This window comes from Arenibacter algicola, from assembly GCF_000733925.1.
In the GTDB taxonomy this organism is placed as follows: Bacteria; Bacteroidota; Bacteroidia; order Flavobacteriales; family Flavobacteriaceae; genus Arenibacter; species Arenibacter algicola.
Genome location: NZ_JPOO01000001.1, coordinates 91,913 through 112,808 on the forward strand (window position 1 = coordinate 91,913; position 20,896 = coordinate 112,808).

General features: G+C 40.1%; 14 protein-coding genes. 5 read left to right on the forward strand and 9 right to left on the reverse strand.

Going from position 1 to position 20,896, the window contains the following annotated elements:
• Window positions 1–313 precede the first annotated feature (313 nt).
• Window positions 314–2,755 (reverse strand): glycoside hydrolase family 31 protein, encoded by a 2,442-nt coding sequence (locus U735_RS0100385; RefSeq protein WP_031441927.1) that lies wholly within the window; start codon window positions 2,753–2,755, stop codon window positions 314–316.
• A gap of 625 nt (window positions 2,756–3,380) precedes the next feature.
• Between U735_RS0100385 and U735_RS0100390 the strand changes: the two genes are divergently transcribed.
• From U735_RS0100390 to U735_RS0100400, 3 genes are read left to right on the forward strand one after another with little or no spacing between them, the layout of a single operon-like run.
• The gene (locus U735_RS0100390) at window positions 3,381–6,116 is read left to right on the forward strand and encodes a glycosyl hydrolase (RefSeq protein WP_031441928.1); all 2,736 of its coding nucleotides are present in this window, start codon (window positions 3,381–3,383) and stop codon (window positions 6,114–6,116) included.
• Between the two features lie 20 nt (window positions 6,117–6,136).
• Entirely contained in the window at window positions 6,137–7,261 is a 1,125-nt protein-coding gene (locus tag U735_RS0100395; RefSeq protein ID WP_031441929.1) for a glycoside hydrolase family 88/105 protein, read from the forward strand.
• Window positions 7,258–8,202, forward strand: coding sequence for an alpha/beta hydrolase (locus U735_RS0100400; protein WP_031441930.1), 945 nt, complete (start codon window positions 7,258–7,260; stop codon window positions 8,200–8,202). The genes U735_RS0100395 and U735_RS0100400 overlap by 4 nt, the downstream gene beginning before the upstream one ends.
• Window positions 8,203–8,240: 38 nt before the next feature.
• Here U735_RS0100400 and U735_RS0100405 read toward each other — a convergent pair whose 3' ends face one another.
• Window positions 8,241–8,960, reverse strand: coding sequence for a rhamnogalacturonan acetylesterase (locus U735_RS0100405; RefSeq protein ID WP_031441931.1), 720 nt, complete (start codon window positions 8,958–8,960; stop codon window positions 8,241–8,243).
• Window positions 8,961–9,015: 55 nt separating this feature from the next.
• Window positions 9,016–10,044 carry a pectinesterase family protein gene (locus tag U735_RS0100410; RefSeq protein ID WP_083260559.1) on the reverse strand — a complete coding sequence of 343 codons (1,029 nt, stop codon included), beginning with the start codon at window positions 10,042–10,044 and terminating at the stop codon, window positions 9,016–9,018.
• Between the two features lie 393 nt (window positions 10,045–10,437).
• Between U735_RS0100410 and U735_RS0100415 the strand changes: the two genes are divergently transcribed.
• A complete protein-coding gene (locus tag U735_RS0100415) occupies window positions 10,438–11,475 on the forward strand; it encodes a LacI family DNA-binding transcriptional regulator (RefSeq protein WP_031441933.1) in 1,038 nt (345 codons plus the stop codon).
• Between the two features lie 51 nt (window positions 11,476–11,526).
• Here the strand turns inward: U735_RS0100415 and U735_RS0100420 are convergent, their stop codons facing one another.
• The 6 genes from U735_RS0100420 to U735_RS0100445 form a co-directional block, all read right to left on the reverse strand.
• Window positions 11,527–13,137 (reverse strand): UxaA family hydrolase, encoded by a 1,611-nt coding sequence (locus U735_RS0100420; protein WP_031441934.1) that lies wholly within the window; start codon window positions 13,135–13,137, stop codon window positions 11,527–11,529.
• A gap of 34 nt (window positions 13,138–13,171) precedes the next feature.
• Window positions 13,172–14,617, reverse strand: coding sequence for a tagaturonate reductase (locus tag U735_RS0100425; protein WP_031441935.1), 1,446 nt, complete (start codon window positions 14,615–14,617; stop codon window positions 13,172–13,174).
• Between the two features lie 331 nt (window positions 14,618–14,948).
• Complete coding sequence (locus U735_RS0100430) at window positions 14,949–15,992, reverse strand: Gfo/Idh/MocA family oxidoreductase (RefSeq protein WP_031441936.1); 1,044 nt, start codon at window positions 15,990–15,992, stop codon at window positions 14,949–14,951.
• Window positions 15,993–16,080: 88 nt separating this feature from the next.
• Window positions 16,081–17,355: a TRAP transporter large permease gene (locus U735_RS0100435; protein WP_031441937.1), complete on the reverse strand. Its 1,275-nt coding sequence runs from the start codon at window positions 17,353–17,355 to the stop codon at window positions 16,081–16,083.
• Window positions 17,352–17,816, reverse strand: a complete 465-nt coding sequence (locus U735_RS0100440) for a TRAP transporter small permease (RefSeq protein WP_031441938.1) — start codon at window positions 17,814–17,816, stop codon at window positions 17,352–17,354. Before U735_RS0100440 ends, U735_RS0100435 begins: the two co-directional genes overlap by 4 nt.
• Complete coding sequence (locus tag U735_RS0100445) at window positions 17,806–18,801, reverse strand: TRAP transporter substrate-binding protein (RefSeq protein WP_031441939.1); 996 nt, start codon at window positions 18,799–18,801, stop codon at window positions 17,806–17,808. Before U735_RS0100445 ends, U735_RS0100440 begins: the two co-directional genes overlap by 11 nt.
• Before the next feature lie 379 nt (window positions 18,802–19,180).
• Between U735_RS0100445 and U735_RS0100450 the strand changes: the two genes are divergently transcribed.
• Window positions 19,181–20,800 (forward strand): sulfatase-like hydrolase/transferase, encoded by a 1,620-nt coding sequence (locus tag U735_RS0100450; RefSeq protein ID WP_051891797.1) that lies wholly within the window; start codon window positions 19,181–19,183, stop codon window positions 20,798–20,800.
• The last annotated feature ends 96 nt before the right edge of the window (window positions 20,801–20,896 follow it).

Consider the following 20,896-nt stretch of genomic DNA (forward strand, 5'->3'; position numbering starts at 1 on the left):
AATCGATTGTATTTGTTGTTTTACTAATGTCGCTTATCTATGAATTCGTTAATGTTTAAAAAAATGCAATCGATTACTTGATTTGTCAATATTATTTTTTTTCTTTTATTAAACTATCCTGCTCTGTGCTGGTTTATGTTAAAATTGAGTAATTATTTAATTAATTAACAGTTTTATTGCCAGGAGCTGAATATCAGATATTCTTCAGAATTCTGTCTGTTAAATGGCGATTTATGAAAGATGAAATCCTACAGGCCCTTGGAAATTAGTGCAGGCAGGACTTTCTTTGTTAATTAAGCTTGTGAGATCATTGTTACTTTTTAAGAATTATTGTTGTTTCCCTGTTTTTAGAGGATAGCCTCAAAAAAAGAATATTGTTCTCAAAAGTCATATTGTCCTTTTGTTTTGGATCTGCTTTCTCGTTGTTAATCAAAATTTCTTTGGGCCGATGCTGTGTCTGTACTTTAATGGAATAGGTCCGACTTTTCATATTGTAGGGTCCTTTTGGAGCATTCACTTTAATTTCGGTTTGCAAATCGTTGTCAAATACCTCAATTAGGGTCTCGGCATACTTTCCGTTCAAATATTCCATGCTTTCCCCGTCATCATCATAAAGCAGAAAATTGCTATGGTCATTAGGATATATATCAAGATTGATATTGTTTATTTCCTTTTCCCCAACAAAATTTAGCACTTCTTGGGTAGGGATTATGGCTCCTGCCTTAATGAAAATTGGAATTTGATCCAATGGACTAAGTACACTTACATATAATTTTCCTTCATAAACTTGGTTGGTCCAATAATTGATCCATTTGCCTTCAGGAAGATATACTACCCTGGTCTGGGCTCCTTTTGTCGTAACGGGGCATATCATTAGATTTTTGCCCAACAAGTACTGATCGGTAATCCCATATACGTTTTTGTCGTTTTGATAGTCGAGTACCAAGGCTCTCATAATAGGTTTTCCAGTAGTGTGCAGTTCATAAGATGTGCTGTACAGGTAGGGAAGAAGGCTGTATCTCAACTCATCATATTGTTTAAATATCCGAAGTGCCTCCTCGCCATAATTCCAAGGTTCCTTGTAATTGGGGTGTTCCATCCCGAACAAATGTGCTATGGGACTTAAGAGCCCAAATTGGCACCATCGAATGTATAATTCTGGATCCGCCACATGTTCAAAGCCGCCCATACAGTGAGCCCAATTGCCTACCCCTGAAAGCCCAATATTTAATCCTGCTTTGATAACCGGTTCAAAATATTGCCACTCACTGGGCCAATCTCCTGCAAAAATAAAGGGGTAACGTTGAATTCCGGCGTAACCTTCGCGGGTGTGGTTCATACCACGAATATTATTGAATTCCTGAAACTTTTCATATGGAGCCTTGGCGTAGGCCAATGGAAATACATTGTGCAGGGCCTTAATTTCTTTCCCTTGTGGTCCAGTTTTATCACTTTCATTGGCCATATGGCCAAAGGCACTTCCTTCGTCTGTCTTTAAGAACATGGCACCTTGATCAGCTACTCGTTTTACCCCATTTTCCCACCACCAATCAACCGCTTTCTGGTCAAAAAAGTTAACAAATTCACCCGGATTGTCCTCCTCGGGATATACAAAGCCTTTTTCGCGGGCCGCGTCCAATAGCCGTAATGTTTTTCCATTGTCGAATCGTGGTCTCAAATGAACGCCCACCATGTTGAGGTTTAGATCATACAGATCTGAAAACATTTTTTCAGGCTCTTCAAAGGTTTCCCTCCACTCAAAAGAGGTAGCCCCTTTTCCCCCGTTTTCACCGAATATTCTCCAGGTGGAATCCAAATGCAATACATCTAAAGGAATCTTCAAGTCCCTGAATTTTTTGACGAGATCCACCACATAGTTTGTTGAAGTTTCCGACTCATACCCCCATGTTCCCCCACTATAGGTGCCAACTTGAAGCCCCAATGCGAACTTTGGCAGTAACGGCGATTTCCCCGTTATGGAAGTATATCCGTCCAAAATGTTTGAAAAAGTTGGGCCATATATAAAATAGTAATCCAACTCACCGCCCTCAGCTTCAAAGGTATAAGTTTCGGGATTGCTTAAACCCATGTCCCAGGTTGTAGGGTGCGCATTGTGAAAAAACACGCCATAACCCTTGGTGCTCATAAAAAAAGGTACTGGACAATAATTGGCTTCCAAAACATTATAGGCACCAACTATATGTGGCAAACCAATTCCCCTGCCTACATTGAGTCTAAGCTTTTTGCCCCTTCTATCCAAAAAATCCATTCGCTCTCCAAAACCAAAAAAATGTTCATCGGCGGCTAAATTCTTTACGGAACCAACTACTTCATGATTATTATATGAACCATATTGGGTACCGGATTTTGTCGTTACCTCTGATGACAGCAAGTTTCCTTGCTTGTCAAAAATTTGTATGGCAAAAGGTTGCTTTTGAATGTCAAGGCGTAAATCACGGGTTGAAATTTGAAGGGAACTTTTGGTTTCAATTAAATGGTAGGCAACGTTATCCCAGTTATACTGGGTAACCATCCAAGGTTCATTGGCTTCAAATTTATTGTTCCAACTGGTCCTAAACCTCACAATAGAAGGGGTACAGAATTTAATTTTTACCGTTGCTTTATCAGTGGCAAGATTTAGCTCATTGCCATTTTCTGAAATTATTTTTTCAAAATTACCAATTGCGGTTTGAGCATTGGAACCAGTTAATACTAAAAACAAAAAACAGAGGAAAATCAGAAAAGTATCTTTCATTGTAATATAATTGATGTAATTCAGGGGAAAAGTTATTTGTTTGCGTAGAGTATAGCATCCTGTGCTTTCCTGTTATACAAATTCAATTAATCGATTCTTGGATATATTGGCCCTAAATTATAGTAGATATATTTTATTAAGTAATTAATAATCAATCTTGTAGATATAATTTTAGTTTTATTTTCTCTTTTTTTTAAAAAACAATCGATTACAATTTTAATATGTTATTCGAAATAATAAGCCCTTTTATAGCTGATTTCTAGAATTACATTAAAAAATTAAAAGACCATTGCGTGATGTAATTCACTTATAGATATCCTAATAGGAAATAATGGAGGTATGTAGGCTTGTTCCCGGCTGAAAATCATCACTTTTTTGAAGTAACTTTAAAATTGAAACAGGATGGCACAGGATGCCGGAAGTAAATGAAGATACTATTTTTAGGTTTTTGAAATAATAATCTTATTCTTATTGGAGCTAATGTAATCGATTAACATATGGTTAATTTCTTTTAGAAGAGGTCTTACCGGGTACCCGTAATAGATGTATACTGCCAATAAAAACGAAGCTTATTAAATAATAGGATTGCTTATTCGAACATTAGAAATTAAAAACTAAATCCAAAATGAACAGTAGGTCATTCAACAAAACGGCAGTTGCCTTAATAGTGTTTTCTTTCCTTGTTCTAATGGGGTACTCCCAAGATTACACCGGTATTGTACCCAAACAAACCACTACCGTAAAGCCCTTTACCCGCTGGTGGTGGATGGGCAGTGCTGTGGATACTTTAAATTTAAAACAGAATTTAATCGACTTGCACAATGTGGGTATAGGTGGGGTAGAAATTGCCCCCATATACGGGGTAAGAGGTGAGGAGCATAATTTTATAGATTACCTCTCTCCCAAATGGATGGACATGTTGGATTATACGATCCGCACTGCAGATAGTTTAGGGATGCAGGTAGATTTAACCTTGGGGACCGGATGGCCTTATGGTGGGCCACAGGTAACCCCTGAATATGCCGCAACCAAGCTGATTGCACAGACCTATAAGGTGAAAAGAGGCGTAGTTTTTTCCGAGGACATACAGGTCAAGGATCTTAAGGAAAAGCAACCCGCCACCTTAAAATATCTACTGGCCTATGGAAATAAAGGAGGGTATACAGACTTGACCCCTTTATTAAAAGAGAATTCAATAAAATGGAAGGCAAAAAAAGAAGACTACACCATATATGCCGTATTTGAGGGTAAAACAGGGCAGGAGGTAAAACGGGCAGCTCCAGGTGGAAGTGGTTTCACCCTTGATCATTATTCTACCAATGCTCTTAAGGCATATGTAGAATCTTTTAATGAAGCTTTAACTGGGTTTGAAGGTAGAATTCGCTCCATTTTTAATGATAGCTATGAAGTTTATGGGACCGATTATACACCTGGTTTTTTTGAAGCCTTTGAAAAGTATAGAGGTTACGATCTAAAACCCTTTCTTCCATTATTGTTGAGCAAGGAGGATAAAGAAGAGGGCAATAGGATAAAAAGTGATTATAGGGAAACGCTTTCGGATTTGTTGTTGTTAAATTTTGATAATCCTTGGACCGACTGGGCCCACAGTAAAAATTTTAAGTCGCGACTTCAGGCACATGGTTCTCCCGGAAATCTGATCGATCTCTATGCCTCGGCAGATATTCCTGAATGTGAAACTTTCGGATCTATGCCTTACGATATACCAGGACTGCGTAGGGAAATGGAAGATATTAGACAAGGCGATGCAGATCCTGTAATGCTGAAATTTTCTTCCTCGGCGGCTCATATTGCAGGAAAGCCCTTAACCTCGTCGGAGACCTTTACCTGGTTGCGGGATCATTTTAAAACTGCCTTGTCCCAATGTAAGCCAGAAGTGGAAGATCTTTTTCTGAACGGCGTGAATCATGTCTTTTTACATGGCACTACCTATTCTCCGGAACGTGCCCAATGGCCAGGGTGGAAATTTTATGCCTCAGTAAATTTCAACCCCAATCTTTCTTTGGGAGAAGATGAAGAGCAATTGTTTTCTTATATCGCCAATTGCCAATCCTTTTTGCAAGCGGGCAAACCGGACAACGAAACCTTGTTGTATTGGCCTATCCACGATGTATGGAACAGTTATTTGGATGGAAACCTGTTCTTCCAATTCAAAATACATTCCTTGGAGGAGTGGCTGCACAATCAACCTTTTTACGGGACTGCACAGAGTCTCATAAAGTCTGGTTTTGGATTGGATTTTATTTCCGATAGATTTATCGAAAAGGCACATTTTGGGAATGGAGAAATTCATTTGCCCGGAGGGAGTTATAAAAGCTTGGTAGTTCCTACCACCGAGTATATGCCACTCAACACTTTGAAAAAGCTAGTGGACCTAAAAAGGCAGGGGGCACATATTATTTTTCAAAACCTTCCCGAAAACGTGCCAGGTTTTAATAACTATGAGGCTGGGAATAGTGAAATGCGTCAATTGCTGTCGGAAAATAAATCGCTGATTTCTCCTTCAGGGAATATATTTTCCGATTTGGAAATGGCTAGGGTTCTGCCCGAAAAGTTGGTGGAAAGCGGCCTGAAATTTATCAGAAGGGACTTGGAAGGGGACAAAATTTATTATCTGGTAAATCACACCTCAAATGCCATCGACCAATACATTCCAATAAACGGAATATATAAGGAGGTGCTTATATTCGACCCCAATACATCCAATTACGGGAAAGCAATAATAGAGGTTAAGGATGTTGGGACGATGGTGAAGGTACAATTGAAGCCCGGCGAAACATTATTTTTGAAAACAGGAGAAAACTCCGAGTACAAGGATTGGGAATATTTTGAAGCTGGTGAAATTACTTACGGTATATCGGCACCTTGGAAGATATCTTTTTTAAGGGGCGGGCCAGTTTTGCCTGAAAATGATACTATTAGCGACCTAAAATCTTGGACCTCCTTAGGGAAGGATGCAGAGGAATTTTCCGGAACAGCCAAATATGAATTGGAGTTTCAAAATCCAGACAACACTGTACAAGCGTGGTTATTAAAGTTGGGGGAAGTACGTGAAAGTGCCAAAATTTGGGTCAACGGTTCCTATCTTGGAACTTTATGGGCCAATCCCTTCGAAATAAACATTGGGGCACTCCACAAGGGCACCAATAAAATAACACTTGAGGTTACAAATTTGTCCGCCAATAGAATCAGGGCAATGGAACTTAGAGGTGAGGAATGGAAAAATTTCTACGAAATAAATATGGTAGACAAGGACTACAAAAAGTTCGATGCTACCCAATGGAAACCAATGCCCTCGGGTATTTTAGGCCCTGTTACTTTGGTTCCCTTAAAAAAGAATTAGATGAATTAAACTCATAAAAAATGAAAAAGCAACTGTTATTAATATGTTTAGCGGCCATAACATTACAATCGATGTTTGCCCAGATTTCCGATAAGGCCAAAGTATTGGAGCAAATGCAATTGGCCAATGATTATTTTATGAATAAATGGCCAGATGTAGGCAAAACGATCATAACCAATAAGGAACGCCCAAGCAATATTTGGACACGGGGAGTATATTATGAAGGCCTTATGGCATTACATGAAATTTATCCTAAGGAAGCCTATTACGATTATGCCTATGATTGGGCGGAATTTCACGGATGGGGTTTTAGAAATGGCAATGCCAATCGCAACGCGGATGATTACTGTGCTGCCCAGACCTATATAGATCTGTACAATTTGGAGCCGGACCCCAAAAAATTGAAGAACACCAAGGCCTGTATTAATATGCTGCTGAACACCCCGCAATTGGACGATTGGTCTTGGATAGATGCCATTCAAATGGGAATGCCCGTTTTTGCTAAATTGGGCGTTTTGGAGAAGGACAACCGATACTTTGAGAAAATGTACGGGATGTATGTATATACCAGGAACAAGCACGGCGATAATGGACTTTTTAATCCCACAGATGGACTATGGTGGCGGGATGCGGATTTTGATCCACCTTATGCGGAACCCAATGGTGAAGATTGTTATTGGAGTAGAGGAAACGGATGGGTAATAGCGGCCTTGGCAAAAGTGTTAAGTATCATCCCTAATGATGCCCCCCATAGAGATCAGTATATTAAGGACCTGAAGTCCATGGCGGAAGCCTTGGTCCCTATTCAGAGAAAAGACGGATTTTGGAATGTAAGTTTGCATGACCCCAAGAATTATGGAGGAAAGGAGTTGTCGGGTACCGCCCTGTTTATTTATGCCATGACCTATGGTGTAAATAATGGCATTTTGGACAAAAAAACCTATCTTCCTGTTATAGAAAAAGGTTGGAAAGCTATGACTGAGGAAGGTATGCATACCAATGGATTTTTAGGATATCTGCAATCTACCGGAAAAGAACCAAAGGATGGTCAGCCACTGTCCTATGATAAGGTCCCTGATTTTGAGGACTATGGCCTTGGGTGTTTTTTATTGGCAGGCAGCGAAATATATAAAATGAAAATATGATCCGGATAAAGGAAGTAAAATTATTCACCTATTTAATAATTCTAATTTTTACTTTTTTTGGAGGATTATCGGTAAACGCCCAAGAAGTTGTTCCCGTTTGGCCCGCTGCAGTGCCAAATTCCATTGAGGATAAGGATTACAAAGAGCTGCTGACCTATGATGATGCCCAAGAAATTAGGGGAGTCAGTAAGGTTACCAACCCTAGCTTGACTGCTTATTTGGCCGATGAAAATATATCCAGTGGTACTGCCGTAGTTATTTGCCCAGGAGGAGGTTATTCCCATTTGGCCATCAATAAGGAGGGGTACAAAGTAGCTAAATGGTTTAATAGTATTGGAGTATCGGCATTCGTTTTAAAGTACAGGCTGCCTAGTGACCTTATTATGATAGACAAGACTATCGGGCCCCTTCAAGATGCACAAGAGGCTTTACGAATGCTAAGGCGGAATGCGGACAAATGGAAATTGAATCCCAACAAAATTGGCATAATGGGCTTTTCTGCCGGTGGCCATCTTGCTTCAACGCTTGCCACCCATTACGGGGAAGAGGTTTATGCATCCGATACCATAAGCGCCAGGCCGGATTTCGCTATTTTAATTTATCCGGTAATTTCAATGGAAGATGGTATTACGCACAATGGTTCCAGAAAAAATTTGTTGGGAGACAATGTCAGTGCTGATTTAATTGATAAATATTCCAATGAAAGACAAATAGATTCCAAAACACCTCCTACTTTTCTGATACATGCTGTGGATGATAAGGCTGTACCTGTAGAAAATAGTATTAATTACCTATTAGGGCTTAAGGAGAATACCGTGCCTACAGAAATGCATATATATGAAAATGGAGGCCATGGTTTTGGATTGGGTAGGGAAGGAACCAATACTTATTGGCCAGAGTCCCTTAAAAGGTGGTTGATAGTAAGTAATTTTGTGCAATAATAGAAGGTGTTAATAGTTCCGGGCTTTCTTGAAGGAATTTAGAATTTTATATGTTGCCTTTCCATTTCATCAAGGGCCATTTGGGCAACCAAGGTTGCACCAGTTACCGATAGGTGTGTATTGTCCTCAATGCCATCTGGCCTATGCGCATTTTCCCCAGGGGCAAAATGTAGATGGAGTTTTTTAGAACCTTCAACACCATAGGATATTTCCATTTGTTCGGTCAATAATTGTAAATCTATAAAAGGCACTTTTAAATCCTTGGCAACCATTCTAGTTACCAAAGGATAGGCTCCATGGGTGTCTATCAATACACCGTTTTCATTAAAATTTCGTCTGCTAATGGAACTTAAAAGAATAGGGAATGCCCCTTTATGCCTAGTTTCCTCTACAAAGCGTTCGAGGTTATAACGGTATTGGGTATGCGGGTTGGTATATCGGGTTGAATCTTGTTGCTTTTGGTCATTATGGCCAAATTGGATAAATACATAGTCTTTAGGTTTTATGGCATCCAATACTTTTTGCCACCGCCCTTCTGAAATAAAGCTACGACTGCTCCTGCCATTTACGGCGTGGTTTCGTATATGGACAGCACCGTCCAATAAGTGGGGCAGCATCTGCCCCCAACCGCGCTCTGGATTGTGTTCAGGGTCAGGTTTATCGGCCATGGTAGAATCCCCAATGAGGAATAAGGTAGATTTTTCTTGGGAATGCATCAAAACACTAAAGGCGAAAAAACAAACTATAAGGTATTTCATAAGCTAATCTTTAGTTTTTTTAAAGGTACAGTTCAACTTATATGGGGAGTTATTTTCAATCAATTTTGGAATCTAGATACCAATGCGTTGGCAAAGAAGGGTTTTTTTCTGCCAGAATATTATTTAAGGTATACTTTTTTACCTGCAATTTAGTTAATTGGTGTGACCAAGCGACTCTTGTGGTAGGTTGATAACCCGGACCATCACAGTTATATTCCCCATAAAACGATTTTTTTTCCGCTTTTGTATTGGACCAATTGTCCCAGCCAATGGGCAGTATATGATTGCCCATGTGACATTCGATAAAAACTGTTTTGGCGAAGGTTCTCCATGGCCGTCCCAAATAGACCTCTGTGGCCTGTTGATCAGCCGTAAGTATGCAATTTAGGAAGACATAACCGAAACCTATGCCTTGGGGCGTGGAGGCCGCTGTGATAAAAGAGTTGGATTTACTATGTATCGTACATTTTTCAAAAACAACCGTGGCATTGCCAAAAATAAAATCGGTGGTTCCCTCTATAAAACAGTTTTTGAGATATTGTTTAAAACCTTCTCCAGAGGTATACAAGGTATCCTGATTTCCCAAAATGTTACAGTTTTCCAACAAAACCCTATCGGCACTTAGAGCTAGGGCAACAGCCTGGCCTATTGGTCCGGCCGTATTCTCTATAGTTAGGTTGGCAGCGTAAAAATCGTTCCCTTCCACAAGAAGGGTAGGCGTATGGAAGGTACTGTTTCTACCCAGAGCTATTTTGTCAAAATAGTCGTCATAAGTAATTATGGTGTTATTTTTATCCTCTCCAATAAGGGACACTTTTGGGTTCCAGGAGTATACATGGACTTTTTCCTTATATATTCCCGCCTTTACCTTTATGATTACACGTGGGGAAGGGTATGCCTTGGACGCGTTAATAGCGGCTTGAATCGTTGTATAATCACCACTGCCATCTTTGGCTACCGTAACTTCATAAGGTTCAACATAGGCAATCCATTTTGGCCATGGGTCATGCGGGGAAGTAGATTGTGCCCCATTAAATGGCATCACTAGTAAAATTAGAAGGAAGGTTTTGTTTGAAAATAGCATTACTGTGAGTTTTGTGCGGGTTCATACTTCATCTGCAGTAGTGTAAGATACCTATTGGATTTCTTTTAAAACAATATTTGTAATCGATTACACTAATATAGATAAAAAATTATATCTTACCAACCATATATGTCAATCAAGCTGTAGCCCTTTATTATATTACAGTAAACTACCTCTGGGCAAGCCTGTCTACCGACAAAGGCAGGCAGGTTTTAATCTCGATTATCGAGTATAGGTATTAAGAATTAAGATTGAACAGTCCAGCATAGCAAGGTGTTGTATAATTACGCTAATTTTGCAGCTACTTAAACCTAGAGGGTTGGAGATATCGTCCAACAAGGCATCCAATTTTGCAAAGGATACCAAACCAGATTATTGGAATTGATTTAGTTAATGAAAAAGAAAACCACCATTTACGACATTGCGGCCAAACTTGGTCTTACGGCTGCGACTGTGTCCAGGGCCTTAAACGACAATCCGAAGATCAGCAAAAATACCCGGCAGCTTGTTCTGGACACGGCTATGGAAATGAATTATGAACAGAATAAAGTAGCCTTGGCCTTAAAAAGTGGGAAAAGCTATAATGTTGGGGTAATTGTTCCCAGAATAGACAGCAATTTTTTTTCATCGGTTATCCGCGGTATTGAAGAAGAGTTGCATCCTAAGGGATATCATGTAATTATATGTCAGACCAATAATCAGGAAAATATAGAAATTGAAAAAATAAACTCGCTCTTAAATGTACAGGTAGATGGAATTTTAATGTCTATTTCCAACGCCAATTTGGAGGATAATATGGGCTTTAATAAGTTAATTAGAAGTAAAAGGACTCCTTTAATATTTTTTGATAGAAAAAAGGATTTAAAAGGGGTTAGCTCAGTGACCATAGATGATTTTAAGGGTGGCTATGATGCCACCAAGCACCTAATAGATCAAGGGTGCAAGCGTATAGCCCACCTGTCCAACGACCGACAGTTTGAAATTTTCAACAATAGGTTTTTAGGATATAAACAGGCCTTACTTGATAATGGTATTGAATTCGACGAAAGTCTGGTTATAGAAACCATGAGTAAGGTGGTGGAGGGCAGAAAATCCGCTAGGGCATTGCTGGATATGGACAGACCACCCGATGCTATTTTTTCTTCCAGTGATTTTGCGGCTTTAGGGGCTTTACAGGAAATAAAGGAGAGTGGACTTGAAATTCCGGAGGACATTTGTATTGTTGGATTTTCCAACGAACCATTTACCAAATTTATGGAATTGACCACTATATCTTCAGTAGACCAGTTTCCTATGGAAATGGGGAAAGTGGCGGCCCAAGTTTTTTTGGAAGAGGTAAGCAATACCCAGGACACCAAAATATCCAAAAATATAGTGCTTACCCCTGAATTGATTGTAAGAAAATCGTCCTTAAAACATAAAGAAGGTTGAAGTAATTATCTATTACTTCAACCTTCCAAAATATAATTATTAAGCCTATGGCTACAAGGATACTCCTCTACGCCATGGAATAAAATCGTTTTGATTCAACAATTTGGCCTTGGTCTGAATCTTACCACTGGCTACCTCGATTATAAAATCCAACATTTCTTCCGCCATTTCCTCTATGGTTTTTTCACCGCGTATTACCGCTCCAGTTTCAATATCGATTATATCTGGCATTCTTTCCATGAGTTCCGTATTGGAAGATACCTTAATAATTGGGGCAATAGGATTTCCTGTTGGGGTCCCCAATCCCGTGGTAAACAGGACCACATTGGCCCCCGAGCCTACCATGGCCGTGGTACTTTCCACGTCGTTTCCAGGTGTGCACAATAAGTTAAGGCCGGGTTTGGTTATGTATTCCCCATAATCCAAAACATCCTGTACCGGGGAGGTTCCCCCTTTTTTGGCGGCTCCTGCCGATTTCATTGCATCTGTAATAAGGCCGTCCTTAATATTTCCTGGTGATGGGTTCATGTCAAAACCTGAACCTGCATCTACTACCGATTTCTCATAGGCCTTCATTAGCTTTAAGAATTTCTGTCCCTTTTCATCTTCCACACATCGGTTTACCAATTCCTGTTCTACCCCGCATAATTCTGGAAACTCGGACAATATGGCCGTTCCGTTCAAAGCAGCCAACAAGTCAGAAACCGCCCCCAAAGTGGGGTTTGCTGAAATACCTGAAAAACCGTCGGATCCACCACATTCCAAACCAACACGTAATTTGGACAAAGGGGCCGGTTTACGCTCGGCATTATTGGCTTTTTTAATGGCCTCAAAGGACTCTTTTACAATGGCCGATAACATTTCATCTACCGTACCCATTTGCTGTTGTTCAAAAATAAGAACAGGTTTGTTGAGGTTTGGATTGATGGTGTTCAAGGCTTCTTTAAAAACACTTATCTGCAGGTTTTGGCAGCCCAAGCTCAATACTGTGGCTCCGGCCACATTGGGATTGTTAACATAGCCCGCCAATAGTTTGGCCAAGCTTTCGGAATCCTGTCGTATACCGCCACAGCCCCCTGGGTGGGTTATAAATTTCACATCAATATTATCGAATACATTAGTGGAATTGTTTTCTACCGAGGCTTCTTCAGGGCTATTGTTCACCAAGGAGCGAAGCAACATCTGGTGGGGATTCACTTTTTGTTTCAAAAGCTCCTTTTCAAAAACTTCCTTGAGGATTTCTATATTCCTGTTTTCACAAAAGACCAAAGGAAAAAATAGCCATACGTTTTCCGTTCCTACCTGTCCGTCTTCCCTATGATAGCCAAGAAATGTTTTATTTTTCCATTTTTCGACATTGGGAGCGGTCCAACCAATGGTTTCCGTTTTTCCAAAAACCTTTTCGCTTTGGTGTTTTACATTTTCGGTGGTGAGAACATCTCCCTTTTCAATTCTACCATTGGCACTTCCAACAAGCACTCCGTACATAAAGATACTGTCCCCGGCTTCAAATTTGTGCAGGGCAATTTTGTGTTTGGATTTGACATCCGATATCACTGTAATTTCCTCGCCTTCAAAGGAAATTACCTCTCCTGCCTTTAAATTGACCAAGGCAACTGCAACGTTATCCGATGAATTTACTTTTATAATTTTACTTTTCATTTTAATGACTTCTAATTAGTTTTGTTTTAATGGCCTAATACCTTTTGCTGTAATTGGCAAATCCAACTTCAATACCATTTGTGTCAATTTCTTCCAAAGCAAGGGCCACCGCCTCTGTAAGATTAACGACTTGAGTTAAATCTTCTCCCCAATACTCTACATTGCTCAAGACCTTTTTGGCTATTTCCAAATAATTATTGGATTCCCAGATTTTGGCAAAAGCATTCACTATGTCATCACTGTCATTTACAGGTAGATTCTCTCCTTTCCAGCTGCCTTTATAAAAACGAATAAGGGCTGCAAAGGAAAAGGTGAGATTGGTGGGTATTTTTTTTTGGGTGTCTGCATACTGCAATAAACTGGGTAAGACCCTCACCTTAAATTTGGAAACAGAATTTAGGGCGATACTGGATAGGTTGTGAATAATAAACGGATTCCTAAAACGGTCCAAAACCTCTTCTGCAAAGCTGTCCAGCTCTTCCTTGGCCATTGGGAGCGTATGGTTAATTTCATTAAAAATGGCGTTATTAACAAATGTACCCGTAAAATCGTTGTCTACCGTTTGCTTTACTGTAGTATTTCCATATAAGAGGGAGAAGGGCACCATAGCGGTATGCGCACCGTTTAAGATACGAACCTTTCTTGTTCTATAGGGCTGCATGTCCGCAACAATCTTTACATCCAGATCGGTTTTATGAAAGGGCAACTTTTCTTTAAGTTTTTCATCACCTTCAATCACCCAAAGAAAAAATGTTTCTGCTGCTACAATTAGATTGTCCTTGTAGTCCAATTGGGAATTGTAAGTCTCAATTTCATCCTTTGGATATCCTGGTACTATTCGGTCTACTAAAGTATTGTGGAATGTGGAATGCGTATTAAGCCAAGTTTTAAAGTCTTCTCCCAGTTTCCAGTCATCGGCATATTTCAATATTATTTCCTTGAGATTGTCCGAATTATGATTGATCAACTCACAAGGAATTATAGTTAAACCTTTATTGGCATCCCCTTTAAAATGTTTAAAGCGCTCGTGTAACAGCAGGGTGAGTTTGGCGGGGAATGAACTCGGTGGCTGCATATCCATTGTATCCGTATTTACATACGCTATACCCGCTTCCGTAGTATTGGAAATAATAAACTGAAGCTCCTCTTCTTTGGCTAGGCTCAGGTAGTCTTGAAAATTGCTGTAAGGGTCCACTCCTTTTACAATATTGGTGATAAGCTCTTTATGTTGAATCTCCTTGCCCTTCTGAATTCCTTTTAAAAATAGAGTATAAAGTCCATCTTGATCGTTCAGCATTTTTACCATTCCCCGGTCTATGGGTTGCACCACCGCTATGCCCGCATCAAAATTGGCTTCTTGATTTAATTTTTGGAAGGCGTAATCTACAAAGGCCCTTAAAAAGTTTCCTTCACCAAATTGTATGATTTTAATTGGCGGGGTCGATTCTAAATTGGTGTTTTTTCTGTTCAATGTTTTCATGGTCTTTCTTTTGATAATTTTTGTGGCCTTCTGTTTTTTTGTTGGTTTTCCGTGTATGTGATTCCCAAAGCCATAATGCTCAGTACAATCAACACTTTGTAATCGATTGCACAAAAGTAGTATAAATTATGATAATTCCAATTTTTTGAAATTGGATCTGAGTTGTTTATTTTTCAAGATGCATAAGCCTACAAGTAGGTTAGCGCATAATTTTATTGCCTATCCACTATTTAACCTATATACGGCACCAGCTTGTTGTAGCCTGCTAGTCAAGGTTACTGACCCTGATTTTAGCTGTTTAAGTAAAAACAGGGGTTGAAATTTCTGATTTTCATAGATCAATGACCTTCTTTTCCCTATTGCTTTTTAGTGCGGCTTCTATGACTCTAATGACATCCATGCCTTCCGTTCCTGTGACCGGGACTAACCCATTATTTCGCAAGGCTTGGTAAATACCTTCATAGTATTCCATATAATCCCCATTTAGGGTAGGGACCTGTTCCCTTATGATCTTACCATCTTTTTCGGTATGCAATAGTCCTTTCTCTTTATCCGGTTCTGCGCCCCAATCCTTGGATCCCGGTATATTTCCGGCCTGAAGTTCAGCTTCCTGAATATCGGCTTTGGATTTAATGAAGGTGCCCTTGGTTCCGTTCATAATATTTCCTGGCAAAGCCTCTCGGACATAATAGCTTGATTTTAAAATGACCCTATGGGTGCTATAGAATAATTTTATATCAAAGTAGTCCCCTACTTTGGAATTGGGGCGATAGGTATCCAGATCGGCAAAGACTGCATTTGGCATACCGAACAGCACCAATGCCTGATCTATCAAATGTGAACCCAAGTCATATATACTTCCAACGGCGGCTGTGGGTATTTCCTTATGAAGCTTGTAACTCAGCCCTGGGTCATAACGATCATAATGAATCTCTGCTTCAACAATGTTTCCAAGCCATCCCTCATCCAAAATCTTTTTGACCGTTTTAAAATCACTGTCATATCTTCTGTTATGGTAAACGGAAAGTGCTACATTTTTTTCCTTCGCTAACTGGATCAGTTCTTCCGCCTGTTCAACAGTTGCAGTGAACGGCTTTTCTACAACTACATTTTTTCCGGAATTGATGGCCTGTTTGGCAAAATCATAATGTGTAACACTTGGGGTATTTACAACTACCAGTTCAATATTTTGGTCTGCCAACATTTCTTCCAAAGTGCGGAAGGTTTTTATGTTTGGATATTTTGCCTGGGCGTTGTTTTTGGTCCTTTCCCAAACTCCGTATAAATTGAAGGCCGGATGTACCTCAATGAAGGGAGCGTGAAAAACGTATCCGCTCATTCCGAAAGAGCATAAAGCTGTGTTTATAGGTTTCATTGGTTTAAAGGTTTTAATTATAATATATAAGTTTTCAATAATAATGCTCTATTCCCAAGCAATTTCAAATGCACCCGGTCATCTCAATTTAATCGATAAATAGGTTGGGCAATGCCAATGAGAACCATGGAAACAAGGTAACCAAAATCAACACCAAAAAACTGACCAACAAAAATGGTAGTCCGGCCTTGCTTACCGCTCCAATGGAAATCTTCCCAATACTGGAAGCCACAAAAAGGCAAACCCCTACGGGTGGAGTAGTTAATCCTATAATTAAGTTCAGCACGGCTATCACGGCAAAATGTATGGGGTCAACGTCCACGGCCATAGCCACTTTTAATAAAATTGGGAAAAGTATCAGTAATGCGGCAATGGTTTCCATAAAGGTACCTACTACGATCAAAAGCAAATTGATCAGTAGTAAAACCACATATTTGTTGTCCGAAAACCCCAGAATTTCAGCGGAAATCTCCTGGGGAATTTGCTCTGTAATCAAGATATATCCAAATAGATTGGCAAAACCTACCAAGACCATCAAGGAGGCCGAAGTCTTCATGCTGTCCAGGATAATGACCTGTGTGTTTTTCAAATTCAATTTTTTGTAAACGAACTTTCCAATAATCATAGCATAGACTACAGCGATAATAGAGGCCTCTGTTGGAGTGAATATTCCGCCCACAATTCCATAAAGGATTATAAAGGTCATCAATAGCGACCAAAAGGTATCTACAAAACTGCGTGCCACATCCCTTAAGCTGCTGCGCTTGTGTTTTGGATATTTTTTTCGTTTGGAAATAAAATAGGCGGTGAACATAAGACCAACGCCCAATAACAAACCAGGGAGTGCGCCTGCCAAAAACAATTTCCCTACAGACAGGCCGCTCAAGGTTGCGGCTATGATCATGGGCACACTGGGTGGAATTATGGGGCCTATGGTGGAGGAAGCTGCTGTAACGGCACATGAAAAGTCCGTATCGTAACCTTCCTTTTTCATGGCAGGGATCATAATGGAGCCCATACTTGCCGTATCTGAAATGGCCGTACCCGAAATTCCTGCAAAAAGCATGGAAGCACCAATATTGACCAGGGAAAGTCCACCGCGAATATGACCTAAAAGATGGTTACAGAACTTAATTATTTTTTCGGTAAGCCCACCTTGGTTCATCAGATTTCCTGCAAGTATAAACCCAGGAACACTGAGCAATACAAAGACATCTATGCCCGAGTACATTTTCATGGGTACAATGATCAAAGGAACCCCTTTGATAACCAAATAGCTTAAACAGGCAAGTCCTAAGGCGAAGGCAATAGGAAAGCGAAGTATCAGACCAAGAATAAAAACGATAACCAATATCCAAATCATGGTCTAGAATTTTTCATAATTTTCATAATTTTTATTAGGAGGTAATAAGTAATTGATGCAGACATTATAAAGATGCTAAAGAAGGCGATGCCCATATTGAAGCCCATACTGGGAGATTTTTCCGGTATTCCCAAAATCACGAATTTAATGGCGTATATGGCCATGACTACGAAAAGAACCAGGGTAATTGCCGGTACTGCCAGATTCAATATATTTTTGATCCTTTCTGGGAATTGATTGTAAAACATGTCCAAATGCACATAAAATTCATTCTTCATAGCCAGACCTGCGGCGAAAGACATGGCATAAATAAAGAAGAGACGTGAGGCCTCCTCTGTCCAAGGAGGAGTATTGATAGGAGTAAAACGACAAATTATTTGAAGCAGAACAGTGAACAGCAGTCCATATGTACTTAATAAAGTCCCTATTTTGAGCAGGCGCCCAATAGTTTTATTTGGCATTGTCTTTTTCTTTTTTGAGTTCTCGATAAATTTTTTGCATTTCGGGCGATAGGCTTTCATAAATAGCCTTTTCGCTTTTTTTTGCAAAGGCTTCTTTGTCCACCTCTATAAATTCCATGCCTTCTGCCTTCAATTTTTCCTGGACATTTTTTTCATTTTCAAGATAGAGCTGGTGTTCATAGGCTTGCATTTCTTTACCTGCCTGTAAGAATATTTCCTGTAGGTCCAGGGGCAGTTTTTGAAATTGTTTTTCACCCACTACGGGGTACACCCAACTAATAACATGACCCGTAAGGTTGAGGTATTTCTGAACTTCCGAAAAACCGGCATTATCGATCATGGCGAAAGGATTTTCCTGGGCCTCTATGGTGCCCTGTTGCAGTGAGGTAAAAACTTCTGAAAAGGCCATGGGAGTTGGTTTGGCACCCAAGGCGCTCCAGGTAGTTACAAATGCGGGAACGTTGGGCACCCTGACAATTAAGCCTTTAAGATCATCTGGATGGCGTATTGGCCTATTTGAAGTTAAATGTCGTGGTCCCCTTTCAAAATGGCCAAGGGCACGCAATCCGGCCTTATTAATCATTTCTTCCTCCATTAATCTGCCTACCGGACCATTTATGTAGCGGTTCATATCGGTAGAGTCCTGCATTAAAAAAGGCAACTCGCAAAAAGTAGCCACTTCGAACCAATTGGTCAAAGTGGATCCGGTGGTGGTCAAATCGATAACTTCGGCCTGGATCAGGCGAATGGCCTCGATCTCTTTGGCCAATTGCTCCGAGGGGTACAGCTCTACCTTGATGCGTCCTTGGGAACGCTCCTCCACGATTTCCGCAAAATAGGCAAAGGCCTTGTACCAGGCATGATCTTCATTGACCAATAGAGCGGTCCGCATCAAAAACTTGGGTTCTTTTTTTTGGGTTTCACATTGGGTGAATAGGAATATGGAGCATATGGGGATTATTAATGTAGCAAGGAAACGGGCCATCCGAAGTGGATTTATCATGTTGTTGGGCTAAAAGTCATATTTTTCATAAATATAACTATTTAGTTTAAACAATAATAGAAAGAATAATGGTGAGGTAGGGGAGACGGATAATGGAATACACATTATTTTATATGACAAAGAATTTGCTTCCTAGTTTTGTAATAGCACAATAAGATATTGGAGATTTTAGTGTGAAAAACCCTATTGTATCCTCATGGTTGCCAAGTTGTAATTGCAAAGATATGAAGGGCCATTTAGTTGGTAATTGCTGTGCCAATAATCTACAATGATAAAATTCTTATATTCGGGGTATAGTTATGCGCAATACCTTAGTCTTAGTTTATACATGGAACAATTATCATAATCCTAAATCCCTAAAATGAATTTAAAAATCATTTTTCAGCTTTCATTGGCAGTGACATTTCTTTTTTCATGTAAAGGTGATAAATTGGACAAAATTGAGGGGGACCACACTTCCGACAAGCCCAATATTGTTTGGATTTATTTGGAGGACACGGCACCTTTATTGGGCTGTTATGGAGAGCCATTGGTTGACACTCCCAATATAGACAGTCTTGCCACAAGGGGAGTGCTCTATAAAAATGTATTTATGCCCGCCCCCGTATGTTCGGCAAGTAGGTCCAGTATCATCACCGGTATGATGTCTACTAGTTTCGGGGCACAAAACCATCATAGTTCCAGGACTACTGAGTCGGCCATATATTTGCCCGAACAGACGCAAACGATTCCCGAACTATTTAAAGGGGCCGGATATTTCACCTTCAATAATGGCAAGGACGATTATAATTTTGTGTACGATAGGAAAGACCTTTATGATCAAGAGTATGTATACCATCCCTTGTATGGGAAAAGTGGTGAACGGTTAGATCTGGCTAGCTTGAAAGGGAAAGAACCCTTTTTTGGGCAGATTCAGATGTACGGAGGAAAAGAAATTTTCAATTCCAAATTCAAGGAGAACGTGGCTTCCCCGGTGGACCGTTCCCAGATAAAACTGCCACCTTATTTGCCCCATCACCCGGCTATAGTGGAAGAGTACGCCAACCATCTGGATGCCATTCAGATTACCGATGAAAAAGTAGGTGAAATTATGGGTAAACTCAGGGAAAACGATTTGTTAAAGAACACTATAGTTTTCTTTTTTTCCGATCATGGAATGCGTTTGACCAGGAATAAGCAATTCCTTTATGATGGGGGACTACAGGTGCCCTTGATCATTGCCGATTTTAGGGAAGGGAAATCAAAAATACAAACTGGATCCGTGAATTCCGACCTGATTGCCGGGTTGGATTTGGGAACAACTGCCCTTGCTTTGGCCAAAATCCCTATTCCGGAAAATATGGAAGGCAGGGATATTTTTAATGAGTCCATAGGCCCTCGAGAGTTTGTTATTTCTACCAGAGATCGTTGCGATTTTACCATAGACCGGATACGGTCTGTGCGGTCCAAGGAGTTTAAGTATATCCGAAACTTTATGACGGACAGGCCTTATACACAACCTACATATATGGATTTTGATAAGGTAGAGTTTGTAGGGGTAATGAAACAATTACATGCGGAAGGAAAGTTGAATGAGGCACAAGATCGCTTCATGGCTGCTGTGCGGCCCTCGGAAGAATTGTATGATATAAATGCCGATCCTTTTGAATTGAACAATTTGGCGCAAAATCCTCAATATTCCAGAGTATTGGAGAAATACCGTTCTGTGTTAAATCAATGGGTTTTGGAAACCGATGACAAAGGACAATACGGAGAGGATGAGGCCGGTTTGAAATTCATGTTGGGCATATGGGGAAAGGACTGTGTTAATCCAGAGTACGATGTTCTCAGGAAGAAATATCCAAATTTTGAGGGATCGTTGGTTTATTTAAAGCGTGAACCCTCTAAAAAAGTGGAACCAGATTTTGTTGGCACGCCGCTTTTTGACATAGAAGGGGATCAACTTGTTCAATTTTCATTGCGGCCTATTGATGCGGAATAAAATACCGTGGTATTTGTGACTAATGTTATTTATACTATTGGGCTACCTAAATCTAAGGGGTATTATTTGCAAATGTTGATATTCCTGACCTAAATC